Source organism: Pantoea sp. 9140 (assembly GCF_000745295.1).
Classification (GTDB): domain Bacteria; phylum Pseudomonadota; class Gammaproteobacteria; order Enterobacterales; family Enterobacteriaceae; genus Pantoea; species Pantoea vagans.
This window is the reverse complement of record NZ_JQNO01000001.1, coordinates 1733049-1746416: the sequence shown is the minus strand read 5'-3', so window position 1 is coordinate 1746416 and position 13368 is coordinate 1733049. Positions and strand designations below refer to the sequence as shown.

Here is a 13368-nt window from a genome sequence, read left to right as displayed (position 1 = left end):
TCTGTCAGGATACGCGCCTAAGAAAGTTCCTGGTTGCTCTCATTCGATGAAATGGTTTACCAAAAACGCGGTTTTGTTTGCCTGCAAAACCTCTCTTGCCGCGTTTATCGCACTCTCTGTAGCGCTGTTACTTAACTTCGAAAAACCGGCCTGGGCGCTGACCACCGTTTTTGTCACCTCACAACTCTATGCCGCCTCGACCGTCTCGAAATCGCTGTTTCGTCTGATGGGCACGCTGCTCGGCGGCATCTTTATTTTGCTGATCTATCCTGAAACCGTGCAGTCGCCAGTGCTGTTCAGCCTCTGTGTATCGCTATGGGTGACGGTCTGCCTGTATCTTTCTCTGCATGACCGCACGCCGAAGAGCTATATCTTTATGCTGGCGGGTTACAGCGCGGCGATTATGGGCTTTCCTGACGTGGATACGCCGTCGGCGATCATCAACACCGTGATTTCACGTATTGAGGAGATCACGCTGGGGATTCTCTGCAGCACGCTGGTTCACCGGCTGGTGTTTCCGGTGTCGATGCACCATCTGCTGGGGCAGAGCGTCAATCTCTGGTTTCAGAACGCGCGCAAACTCTGTGATGAACTGATCAGTGGGATGGCAAAGAACAAATCGCTGGAGCGGGAAGATATCCTGATCCAGATGGCGGGCTATCCGCTGAATGTTGAAACGCTGCTGACCCACTGCGTCTATGAGGGCGAAGCGGCGCGTAATGTCATTCGTCTGGTGAGCGTGCAGTATCAGCATCTGACCTATCTGCTGCCGACCCTGACCGCGATTGAGTCGCGGCTGGGCGTGCTGGCCGAACTGAATATCCGTTTTCCGCAGTGCGTCACCGATGTCTTTCAGGCTTTTCTGCTGTGGCTGCATCACGATCGCATTAACGATATTGCCGGACTGCGTGAGGCGATTGCCGCCAGTCAGGCTACCCTGGAAAATCAGTGGCGGGCAGGGCTGCTGGCCACCGAAGAGAGCCTGCTGCTGATCGGTCTGCTGGAACGGCTGGCCAACTTTGTCCGTATTGCCGATGCTTATGAGAACGTCAGTGCCCGCGCCGGGGATCTCTATAGCCACGGGGATGGGGCGGCGATCCGCAATATCCGGGAACATCGGCACATCGACAAGGGGCTGCTAAGGCTCTCTGCGCTGACCGCTTTTCTGGCGACCTTTCTCTCCAGTCTGTTCTGGATTGGCAGCGGCTGGGCTGACGGCGCCAATGCGCCTCTGATGGCGGCGATCATCAGTTCATTCTTTGCCGGTGTTGATTCCCCGGTAACACCCATGAAACTGTTCGTGAAAGGGGTGATGGTTGCGCTGGTGGTCAGTCTGTTCTATATCGCTTTCCTGATCCCGCAGTCCAATACTTTGCAGGCGCTGATGATCTGTCTGCTGCCGGGTCTGATGCTGCTGAGTCTGATCATCGCTAATCCGGCGACTAACATGGTGGGGCTGAGTGTCGCTATTCAGATCCCTGGCTTTATCGGCCTGAGCCATCACTATGTTCCGAATCTGATCGTCACCCTGAATGCAGCCATCTCATCGATGGTGGGGATTATGTTTGCGGTGGTGCTGACGGCGCTGATCCGTAACAAACGACCGTCATGGATTGCCAGAAGAGCGGTGCAGCGCGGACTGCGCGATCTGTTAGGGTTTATCAAAATGGTGGAGCGCAATTCCGCCACGCTGCTGTCACGCCAGCAATTCATTGCGCGGATGCTCGACAGGGTGAACGTGATTCTGCCGCGCAAACGGCTCGACCCGGTGCCGGATATCGTGGTGGGGGGCTATCTGATTACTGAAACCTGGCTGGGTGCGAACTGCTATGACTTTTACGCACGTCATCGAGAGGTGCTGGAAGGGCATCGGATTGATAGCGGGCAGATGTTTCATGAGCTGGCGCTCTATCTGAAGCGTAAAATGAAGAGGCTGCAGCTAACGCCGCATCAGGATTTGCTGGATGAGCTGGACCTGTTACTGCTGCGGCTGGAGCCCATTGCCCGTCAGGAGAGTGCCGTCATAGTGCCCTTAATCCATCTGTTTAATATTCGGGTTTCACTGTTTCCGCATCAACGCTGGCCGGAATAAAGCGCAGAAGAGTCGCTGGTGGCGGAGAGAGAGAAGTGAACAGCGCCCGGAAGATATAAAGGAAGTGCATTTTAGTTACATCATACAATTGATTGCGTTTTAAAAAGGAGCAGGCATAGTGCCTGTTTGTCTGGTCTGTCAGTAAAAAGGCAAGACTGAGGGGTAAGCAGAGATAACGGAGCGGTGATTTAACCTGGCATTATACCGATTTAAAATCAGTATGTTGCATACTATTTTCTGTCTGCAAGATACAGATATTATCCTGGGTATTCAGGTCAGACGCGCATCCCGCCGCGCCTGAAGCCAGTAATAAGAGCAGGGCGCACACATCTTTGAGCAGGCTAACTGTTTCCCTGTGGCTGGAGCTGATAAATCCAGGCGGTGTAATGCTGATTATTACCGGCAGAGACACGAACCTCGACGCGATCATAGCCATCTTCAAACGCATCCAGCATCGGCCAGTGCGCATCCAGCTGGTCAGAGACAAACAGATAGCCCGGCACATCGGGGCCTTGCTCATCCAGAACGATGCCGGGGAAATCGGCCGCCGCACCCCAGCCACGCTCGTAGAAGGTTCCGTTCACCGAACCGGCCAGCCATTCACCGCCAATGTTTTCCAGGATATGGGCATTCTCACGGCCCGGGCAGAGCGTGCCATAGACAAATAAGCGTTTCATTTTCTCTCATCGTGGAATCCGTCGAAGCCAGCAACTTTAGCGTGCCGTCAGCCGGTTGTCTTGCAGAACTGCGATGCTGCCCGACAGATTCAGCCAGTAGCAATCTCTGGTTAAATTCTGCCAGCTATCAGACACACCTGATGCGCAGAATTCACGTAGCGACGTCTGTGACAATTGCAAAGTGCGACTTTTGGGTGCTCTGAATGTGTTAGCTGACGGAACTCGCGTGCCATTACTTAAAGACAGTCGCGTAATTAACCGGAATACCCTGGTCATTGATCACCGCATAGCTCACAGAATCCCCGGATTTCAGCGTGGCGTCACTGTTCAGTTGCAGATCAGACTGTGGAGCAATCATCAGGTTTTTTATCGATTGATGACCTTTGGGATTGACGTTCATGCTCATGAACCACGGCGTTGGGTTCGTTATCGTGATTTTATCTCCCGACACCGCGAAACGGATCTTTTCCGGATCGATGGTCAGCGGGGCATGGAGTCCTGCAGGCCGGACAAAGATTTTCAGCCGGATTCTCAGCGGCAGCACCACTTTGCGCTCAGCCACGCTTAATTCTTTTTTCAATGCCGGAATCTGGTAAATATTTAACCAGAAGAGGCTCTCTTTATTTGCGGGTAACGTCTGCCGCGATGTGAGCATCAGACGTAGCGAGCGCATTTCTCCGGGAAACATTTTTACCACCGGCGGAATGACAATAATCGGCGTGATGCTGGCATCAGGTGAAAGGGTAAGGTCACCATCGTCTGTCCAGATTTGCAAAAAAGTTTCATTCTGGCCGCTGTTAATAACATTAAGTGATTGGGTCAGATCCGACGGATTAAAAACGATCCGGGTTTTATCTACATTAACCACCGCCCACACGCTGGTTGAGAGCAGCAGGCCAGATAATACGATAAGATTACTGAAAACTAACCACAACCTGTAATTGTGCATTGACTGTTCCTGCTGTAATCGTTTGTCCACTGATTGCTTCAAGTGAAGCCGTAAAATCGCCACTGTAAATATCGCTGCCGCCTGAAGAGATTTGCGAGGTTAGATCTTTATAGGCATACCAGCCACGGCCGTTACCTGTGCCGGTCAGGGTTCTGTCAGGCAGTAAATTCAGCACCATATTATGGCTGTCATAAATCTTTATCCCGACGCCGGCAGCGGCAGCGCTGCTGCCATAATGTGAATCCAGTAGCCAGGTTAATCCGCCGCCAGCAGTCGTCAGTCCCAGATTCCTGGCCTGCGTCACCGCATTTGACTGGTTAACGAGAAAGCCCATAGCGACATTTGCCGAGGTGGTTGTCGAGGTCGAGGTGCCGGATAGGGCGCCAGATTCACACTGGATGGTGACGGTAAACGGGGCCTGACTTTTTCCGCCAGCGGCGAGCGTGTTCACGCTTACGGTAGGCAGCAACACCACCGACGGATAATCCAGGACTTCGCACAGCGCACCGCGTACATAGGTGACATTCGAGTAGGTGCTCCATGCAGCAGGCCAGTTACGGTACCAGCCATACCAGTATGAGAGACTGTCCTGACCCACCTTCAGATTATTGGTATCCAGGCCCGGCCCCTTAAAGGCAATATAACCGCGAGGTTGTGTCCATGTGTCCACATAACGATTACTATTGCTGGCGTAATAGCGGGTAGAATCTATTTTAAACATCTCATACAACACATTGCTGAATGCACTGGCCGGAATATAGATATAGGTACCATCGGAATACCAGTCACTGGCCGTCAGCTGCCGGGCTTTCCAGTAGCGACTGTAATACTCACCGGTTGAAAGGTTAGTCAGCCTTACGGCAACGTTGGCGGCCACATCATAATAAGCGCCATCCACTTCAGACGTAATATATTGCCCGGCATAGGGACTGTCGCCATTAGTGGCATACATTTCATACAGACTGTCTGCATCTGCCACGGCGCAGCGATAAAGAATCTGGTTAGCCGAGTAGGAAACATTGCTTGCAGATGTCAGAAAACTGCCCACTGAACTGGCCAGTAACGTGCCGGAGGGCTGAAAAGTCTTTCCGCTATTGATACTTATCACGGAAGGCAGCCCTACATTACCTGAGCAGGTATCACAGGCGCCGGTCCAGTATGCGGCGGTATAGCCTGCCGCAATCGCGCTCTGAGAAAGGGCGGAGGTGGCGGTGACAACACTGCAATTGGCCCAGGCGGAGATAGTAAACAGTAATAAAAAAACAGGCAGAAGTAATTTTTTGATTCTCACACAATTAACCCTTGCGGCAGACGGCATCCAGGCGAACAATATCCTCATTCACCCGACCGGTTATTTGATAATTAACAAAGCAGGTTTTATTGCCTTTGTATTGCCAGTTGACTTTTAAGGTTCCCGAGTCATGCGGAACACGTGCATATAACTGACCACCCTGACCGATAATCCCTATTACGGTATTATCAGCATCACGAACCTCTGTACCCATTGGCGGAATATCATCATCGTCATTCTTGAGTGCGATCAATACCGCTTTACCCTGCAAGGTGGCGAAATTAATACGTGTAACGGAGCCGGCATAAGGCACAACGCGCTGGCTGCCGCCGCTTAATTCAGCATCAGCATTCATATAACGCGTGTCCAGACTGACAGTATTGGCCTGATAAGGGGTCAGTGAAGGCAGGATGGCATAGCCGAACCGATCAATAACGGCACCCTGTCCATTGCGCACGCTGGCTCCCTGAGCGCCTTCCGCATGAATAAGTGCAAAGGTGTCGCTGGTATAGGGCCCGGCAGTGACGCCGCCAGGGTGGATCAGTAACGTACCAGAGAGCCCTAATCCCGCCTGGCGGTAATTGTCACCCTGACCATAATTCGCTCTGATTCCACCCATACGCGTGTTCTGCTGAACATTTCCGCCGAACGAGGCACGGTAACTACCGCTATTTTGGGTTCGTTCGGCACCCCCATAGAGAGACCAGGAGAGCTGATTATTCTCGCCAGACGAACCAGTCAGAGAGAGGGTAGAATTACGCGTTTCTTTAGACTGATTATAATTATAAGCAACTGAGGCCGTGTTATTGCCCCAGTTAAGCGGAACCGAGACATTCAGGGCAATGGTATTTTCGGTATATTTTTCCCGCCAGGTGTTATCGCCGTCATCCAGCCTGCCCCCATAACGATCGTAGTTCCAGGTTGTGCGCTGTCGGGCGACATTGAGGCCATAACTTATGTTTTTCCAACTGTTGTTATAACCAAGCTGAAGCTGAGTAATACGTGAACGGTTATTATAGTAATCCGCCGTGCTGGCGCTCAGGCTGAGTAAGCCATAATTCTCCATTGACTGACTCAGGGTCACGGAGAAGTTATTACGCTGATGCAGCGTATCTGAGTAGTAACTGATGCCATTGTCCTGCTGACGCCGGGCACCCAGCACATCCTGCAGGTCGCGGTAACCGCTGGTTGAATAACGATAAGCCGCCAGCACAAGGTTGGTTCCGGTCGCAAAGGTTTTACTGTAACTCAGCTCGGCGCGCCATCCCGTGGCGTTGCTGTTTTGATCGACCCTGGCATCGGAAAAGATGGTGTTCAATCCCACGGCACCCGCCGAAGAGGTCCAGACACCGCCAAGCAGCCAGGCCTGATAGTCCTGAGCCAGTCGCGAACCCGCTGTTGCAGTCAGGCGGTTACTGATACCGCGCTGCAAAAGCCCCTCGAAGAACGTGTTATTCACCGAGTAGAACTGACGCACCCGGCCTAATGCCACAGAGTAATGCCAGTTTCCCGGCCTGACCGAGTCAGGAACAGAGGCATAGGGAACGGTAAATGATGACGTTTTTCCATTGGCCTCTGCCACCTCAACATCAAGATCGCCCTGGCTGCGGGTATTATACAAGTCGTTGATAACAAATGGCCCGGGCGCAACGCTGGTCTCATAGATAACGCGATTCAATTGCCGGACGATAACCCGGGCACTGGACGAGGCCATGCCACGAATCTCGGGCGCATAACCACGCCGACTCTGGGGACGCATCCTTTCATCGGTGGTGAGTTTGATACCGTTGTAAGCCAGACTGCCAAACTGTGAGCTCTCTGTGTAGCTGTCGCCTAAGGTCAGCAGACTGTCCAGCGGTTCAATGGGGCGCTGCAGCCAGGTTCTGACGGTAGTGTAACGAATATCGCTGCCGGTCACGTTATTGTCGACAAACCGGAGATTGCCCTGGTGGCGCAGTTGCCAGTTATCAATATTGGTACCCGCCGTCATACCACTCCAGAGATACTGATACTGGTAGCCGGATGCGGTATTTTTGGTCCAGTTGTAGTTCGTATTGTGCCGGATGAAGAGGGCTGTAATCCCTTTGTCCCATTCGGCGACGGGGATAGTCCCGCGAGGAAGATGGATTAATTCAGCGTCCGGAATCGTTAATTGCAGCCGCAGTGAAGCCTGATCGAATTGCCAGCGCGCTGACGATGACCAGTGATTTAAAGGCTGACAGCCATCGCTGGCTATGGATTTGTTGAGTGACCTGAGACGCAACGATTCTGCCACCGCAGGGGAAAGACAGGGTTCAGCAGGCTGACCATTTTCTTCCGGAAGAAAGGTGAGGGCGACGCCACTTTTAATCAGCTTATTATTAACATAGATATCCACATAATAATTGCCAGGCGTGATATTGTGCTGATTAAATTGATCGATATTCTGACCAAAGGCAGAACCTTTGAACAGCGAAGGATCAAAGTAGTACTCCTCCGCGTGTCCAGACATTGAAAAAGTGAATGATGCACAGAATGGTAAAAAAAGGAGGCAAATATTACCAGGCTGAAATCGGATACTTTTCACTGACTTTTGCTCCCTGGTCATTCATCGCTGAAAGAGAAACCACGCTGTTATTGGATGGAAACTGAATTGCGCTTTTACACCTGACTGTTTTTTTAGAATAAGGGGCAATCATGTCAGCATCGCAGACAATTTCTTTTCCTGCTGTTTTTATTGCAACGTCTGTAAGCGAAAGATACCAGGGCCGAATGTTATTGATCTCAACCCCCTCTTTTTTTATTGCCACCTTTAATCCTTCGAAAATATTATCCGGCTGACTAATCCCTTTTGGCCGGTAAAAAATCTTCATCCGGTTACGTAACATTAAAACCATGCTATTACGGCCTGATTCACCCTGAATATTGGCAGGGGGAATCTGCAAAGAATTAAACCAGAAGACTGTCTCACGATCCTGGGGCAATGAGATTTCAGGCATGAACCTGATTCTTAAAACCTGACCGGTAAGAGGCTGAATCCGAAACACCGGGGGTGTCACAATAAAAGGCGCATCACTTTTTTCGCCTGGTTGCGAATCCATATTGCCGTTATCAAACCAGGTCTGAATAACATAAGGAATTCTATCGTTGTTCTTTAACTGAACATCGACGGAGATCGCGTTACCCGGGTAAATTATACGGCTACCAAGAATAGTGACGCTCGCCTGGACTTTATCCGAAATAAACGTGATTAAAAAAATGATAATTACAAATCTTAATGGAAACAACATAATGCGCGAAGCCATATCGAATATTTCAAGCGTGGCGTGCGTATCCGGTTTGCCAGATACGCACGGAAAATATTACTGGTAAGTCACGGCATATTGCAGTGATGCGGTTACCGTCCCTGCAGTGGGTGTGCCTGCGGCGTAGTAGCGGGCAGAGTAGGTGGCTGAGCCTGAAGTTTCACCCGCCTGTAGCGTCATATCGCCGCTGCCGGCGTAACCACTGGTCAGATTGATAACCGCATCCTTTGGATCGAGGATTTGTACTTCAACATTTTTTGCTGTGCCGGTATTGGTTAAGTTACCGGCAGAACTGACATTATTGCCGACAAATACCGTCGAGATTTTCGTCGTCTTAGTGCTGTCACCGGTACAGCCGCTCACGCCCACGGTGAAGGTGGTATCACCCGCAGTCGTGCCAGACGTTGCAAGGTCCGACGTGCTCACCGTTGGTAGCAGAACGACAGGGGATGCATTATTACCGTTTACCGACACTGAACAGGTTTCAGCGGTGACTTCGCCCTGAAAATTGATGGTGTTATCTGAGGCAGCGAATACGCTTCCCGACACCAGTGCAGAACTGACCAAAACAGCAAGACTGCGCGATCTGATTTTCATCTTCATTTAATACTCCTTTATCTTCTTTATGCGGAAAACAATTGATTCAGGCTGATGCCCATTTTCCTGCGAATCGCATCTTTGATGTTATAAACGCGCTTCTTTTCAACACCCATTTCACTGGCAATAATCGTCAGTGAAAGCCCGCTTGCCGCCAGGTCAAGAAACTGAACTTCATCCTGATTGAGTGGATTAACTCTTTTCCTGATTTCAGCTTTCAGGCCGAAATAACAGCCATTGATTTGTTTACTTATCTCGTCAAGAGACTGGTCTGCACGAATGACAGTTTGTATTCGCAAATCTTCTTTTTGCCAGTACGCCGCAAGCGGTTCCATAAAGCGATCGCTGACGACAATGAGCATTAACCCGGTGTTTTTTAAATACTCAATCCAGTTGCTGTTAGTAAAATACCTGACATTTCCCCTGGAGAAGTCAACAAAGACGCATCCTCTGCAAAAGATACTTTCATATTTTCCAGCCACCATATTCAGCAGGGATGAAGAGAAAAAATGATTTCTTCCGGGCCAGGTGGTAATTTTTTGCAACGGACATCGGTTATAAATGTCTGATGCGCGATGGGTGAGATCACAGCCATATTTGCAAGTGGCGCAGCGAATTTCCTCTCTGGTTATCTTTTTCATAATATTCTGGTGTGGTTACGAGAGTTGTGATTATTTTATCGATAAAAATCTCCGCATTTCAAGGCGATGAAAATTATCCGCTATTTTGTGCATTCGGATTTTTCTTAAAGAGTAACCTCCATGTCTGGGCGTAAGATTTGTTGAAAATTCGGGACAAAAAAGGATTCCTATCCCTTAGCATCGCTGCGGGACCAGGATTTTTTTACGTCCATTAGGAATATTTGGCAAATAAGGCCACTTTGATCAATAAAAATTCCGCACTCAGAGCTAAATATGCGTGAATTTTGATCAGTGCATTTTTTGTATTTAGCAGCCTGCAAACAGGTGCTGTTAAATAAATACAGGGTTAATTTTTCTTGTGCTGCCTCCTTATTTAATTTTCGATGACGCGACATTAATCTGGCTTGATAAAATTTGATGTTGATATTTAATCGCTAACAAATCACTTTAATTAAGAAAACTCCTGGTAAAAATTATGTTAATTGAGCCCTCTGGCATAAATATTGATCTAAATCAGTTATTTAGCATACGGATACATCGCTATTTTTAACTATGTCATTAAAAGAAAAGAGAGATAAAGTTATTTTCTGATCGCGGGGCATTATTCAGGTTTTGTATAAAACAATGGATTGTATCGCGTGAACATTTACGCTTTTATTTACTGACACACTGAAATGAAGCGTGAACACCGGCTTGACAGTCAGGCAGAGCAGGGACTTTTTGCCTCTTGTTTGCGTGACATTGATAGTGCTGAATCAGTCAGCATGCGACTGACCACAAAGTCGTTTCCTGGCAGCAAGGTTACACAGCTTTTTCGATTGTTTCAGGATTTACGTAGCGACCTGCGGAGTAAACAGAGCGTGATGTGCATCGGCGTGTTTAAGGCCATTTTTTTAACGTTGCCAATGCGAGAGTATGTGGAGACGCATCTACAGCATTTCTGTGACCATCAGCAAGGGTAATGGCGATAACTTTTGCGTAGCGACGTCATGGTACAAAGGCAAAATGCATTTATCAGATGAAATCGGTGATAACGGTCTGATACATCAGGCGTTCGAACAGACAGCAGTCTCTGAATGAGCCTGAGCAATGCATTCGGTCAGTTGCAGAAGGTAAAGCTTGTTGTCGGCCTGCAAATCTCAGGCAGCAGAGAGAACTGATAAGAAGCGCGCGAGAAGTTGTTGCAGAAACTGTGCAGCGAGGAAAGCCAGTAAACTTTATGATCGTCGCGGACCAGAGAGCGTGGCGCTGAATGCTCAGGCGGGTGTCGTGGCTTTCAGACAGATTTGCTGCAATGTGGCTAACAGCCAGAATCAACAGAAATGGAGAGCCGGCCAGACAAAATACCGCCAGACTTCAGGCCGTAATGATCATTCGCATAATGTATATTATGTTAAATAAGGTATTTAATTCCTTCTTTCAGCCTGCATCTCTTCTGGCAGATTTAAATGCCCTGACGAAAAGACGCCTCCCCTGACCTTCGCATGCGAATTATCAGTTAAGCAGCTTAAGATAGAGATCGTAATTCTCTGCATCGAAACAGACTAAGTAAACGTTCTCGAGTGTGCGGTTCTCAGCGATGCAATGTTTAATGACATCTAAGGCAATCGTCGCGGCACGTTCTTTAGGAAAACCATAAATCCCTGTGCTGATATTGGGAAACGAGACCGTTTTAATACCGTGATAGTCGACAAGTTTAAAACAGCTCTGGTAAGCACGTTTCAACAGTTCATCTTCGTCATGTCGTCCATCGCTCCAGCGTGGGCCAACAGTATGGATGACATAATCCGCAGGCAAATTACCTGCGCCAGTTATTACGGCATCACCGACCTTGCACCCACCCTGACGGTTACGGATTAACTGACACTCCGCCAGAATCACAGGTCCGCCTGCGCGATGAATTGCGCCATCTACACCACCGCCACCCAGCAACGAAGAATTGGCTGCATTAACAATCGCCTCTGCGGAGACCTTAGTGATATCACCCTGAATTACAGTTATTTTTTTCATCTGATCCCACGTTTTGCTTTCGTTTTATGCCCGAACCTGCAGAGTTAGCCTTTCTTTATTGTCACAACTGAAAATTTGCGCCGTATTCAAATATAGACTGCATCTGGTGAAGCGAGGTTGAGCCAATACAGACGCTTGTGTCAGCAATCCAGGGATGCACAAAGATATTAAGGGGATGCATTGGCTGCGATCTGTCAATGACGCCAAAAAACGCAGGTTTTCTCAGTCAGAATGAGACAAAAAATAAAAAAAGCTGGAAGGATTATCATCGTCCTTCCGGCACCCTGTTGTAGACATCGATTTATTTTCCTGCCTGCCCCAGGGCTTTATTAATCGCCGACTGCAACATCTCTTCCATCGCACCGCCTGGGTAAATCGTCACCGTCTCTGCAGTCGCACCTGACAGAGGCATAACAATCATTGCTGGCGTTCCCTGAAAACCGGTATTTTTCGCCAGGATATCCGTACGGGACAATGTGCCGAGCATATCATTGCTTTTTAACTTACCGGCACCGGCTGCAGACGCTGCCTTGGTGATATCTTTCTGTGTCAGCGCGCCCTCGACATGACCACTGGCAAAAAGCGCATTGTGGTACTTCATATAGGCATCGCCGCCCTTTTGCTGCCAGATTCGTAATCCGGTTTCGGCCGCCTGGAAAGAGGGTTTCCAGCGATAACCAAAAATGGGCCACTCTTTGAAGATAAAGCGTACCTGAGGATTATTTTTCATCAGCGATTGAATGAGCGGTGCCTGACGCGCGCAGACGCTGCATTGATAGTCGAAAAATTCTATTACCGCGACTTTTGCATCCTCCGGCCCGATAGCAGGCACGGTATTATCATTCAGCAGTTCGTCCTGATGCTGTATGGCTGCTGTGGTCATCGCTTTCATTTGCTCATCATACTGTATTTTTTGCAGTTTCTGATCCACTTCAATCAGTAATTCAGGATGCTTCAACAGATAAGCTTTCGCCAGCTCACCAATACGCGCTTCCTGTTCTGGCGTAAACGGTGGTTCAGCAACTGGCGTCTGCGAGAATTTTTGTGTGGCATCCATATCAGTTACTGCTGGCTGTGGCTCACTCTTTTCTGCCACGGAAGCGGCCTCAGCAGACGGATTAATAACCGGTGAAGGCTGATCGATCTCAGGCTGTGGCTGAACCGGCGCAGAAGCCGCAGCTTCCTGCGATACCGGAGCGGCACTGGCTTCTGGCACAGCCGCAACAGATGGCTGCTCTGCCGAACCCGGATTGGATGGCGTCGTCGCCACAGAATCATCCGCTTGCTGCGATGCCTCATGAGTTGCTGTAACGGCTGGCGCTTCAGAACTGGCTGGCTGCTGATCCGGCTGGATAAGGGTATTCACAGCGGGACCAGCAGCCGTTGATTCTGCCGCCATTGCCGTCGAAACGCTGGTAGCACCAGCCAGTAACATCATGGCCAGCGCCAGTTTATTCATTCTCATTGGTTGTCGTCCTGAAGGTGGGATTACTCACGTGTGATGGCGATGTCGGCAGCGCCGCGCTGGGTATTTTCATTAGTGGGTTCTGTAACTCTTTGACTCGCGTCATATAAAACCGATTTAAACCTGTTGCCGCCCTGCTTTCTCTGCGGGATGTAAGGGAAATTTAACCTGGAGCCCCTTTTTCGTGGTGAGCTATAACTGCATTGATGCTGAACAATATATTGAAAGAGTATCTGTATGATGTAACTAAAGTCACATCCCTCTCTCAGAAATTTCACATTTCCCTCGACGAATTATCTCTTTGACCTCCGGCACATTACTCTCTCAGCACTGTCACACGACCTCAAACAGTCAATAAAGGA

Annotated in this window: 10 protein-coding genes; 1 reads left to right on the top strand and 9 read right to left on the bottom strand. The window is 49.4% G+C overall.

Annotated features, from left to right (window positions below; translation table 11 throughout):
* Positions 1-46: 46 nt before the first annotated feature.
* Positions 47-2092: an FUSC family protein gene (locus FA92_RS08285; RefSeq protein WP_033783113.1), complete on the top strand. Its 2046-nt coding sequence runs from the start codon at positions 47-49 to the stop codon at positions 2090-2092.
* Positions 2093-2433: 341 nt separating this feature from the next.
* On the opposite strand, the gene FA92_RS08280 is transcribed toward FA92_RS08285, so the two are convergent.
* The 9 genes from FA92_RS08280 to FA92_RS22330 form a co-directional block, all read right to left on the bottom strand.
* Positions 2434-2769, bottom strand: a complete 336-nt coding sequence (locus FA92_RS08280) for a gamma-glutamylcyclotransferase family protein (RefSeq protein WP_033783112.1) — start codon at positions 2767-2769, stop codon at positions 2434-2436.
* Positions 2770-3001: 232 nt separating this feature from the next.
* On the bottom strand, positions 3002-3748 hold the full coding sequence (locus tag FA92_RS08275) for a fimbrial assembly chaperone (RefSeq protein WP_234366542.1): 747 nt from the start codon (positions 3746-3748) through the stop codon (positions 3002-3004).
* Positions 3684-5009, bottom strand: coding sequence for a fimbrial usher protein StbD (stbD, locus tag FA92_RS08270; RefSeq protein ID WP_033783108.1), 1326 nt, complete (start codon positions 5007-5009; stop codon positions 3684-3686). Before stbD ends, FA92_RS08275 begins: the two co-directional genes overlap by 65 nt.
* 4 nt (positions 5010-5013) lie before the next feature.
* Positions 5014-7575, bottom strand: a complete 2562-nt coding sequence (locus tag FA92_RS08265; RefSeq protein ID WP_033783106.1) for a fimbrial outer membrane usher protein — start codon at positions 7573-7575, stop codon at positions 5014-5016.
* A complete protein-coding gene (locus FA92_RS08260; protein WP_033783105.1) occupies positions 7547-8293 on the bottom strand; it encodes a fimbria/pilus periplasmic chaperone in 747 nt (248 codons plus the stop codon). The genes FA92_RS08265 and FA92_RS08260 overlap by 29 nt, the downstream gene beginning before the upstream one ends.
* 57 nt (positions 8294-8350) lie before the next feature.
* Entirely contained in the window at positions 8351-8896 is a 546-nt protein-coding gene (locus FA92_RS08255; protein ID WP_033783104.1) for a fimbrial protein, read from the bottom strand.
* A 20-nt stretch (positions 8897-8916) separates the two neighbouring features.
* On the bottom strand, positions 8917-9531 hold the full coding sequence (locus tag FA92_RS23580) for a LuxR family transcriptional regulator (protein ID WP_013357870.1): 615 nt from the start codon (positions 9529-9531) through the stop codon (positions 8917-8919).
* Positions 9532-11025: 1494 nt separating this feature from the next.
* On the bottom strand, positions 11026-11541 hold the full coding sequence (locus FA92_RS08240; RefSeq protein WP_033783102.1) for an O-acetyl-ADP-ribose deacetylase: 516 nt from the start codon (positions 11539-11541) through the stop codon (positions 11026-11028).
* Positions 11542-11842: 301 nt separating this feature from the next.
* Positions 11843-13006: a thioredoxin domain-containing protein gene (locus FA92_RS22330; protein ID WP_081917123.1), complete on the bottom strand. Its 1164-nt coding sequence runs from the start codon at positions 13004-13006 to the stop codon at positions 11843-11845.
* Positions 13007-13368 lie beyond the last annotated feature (362 nt).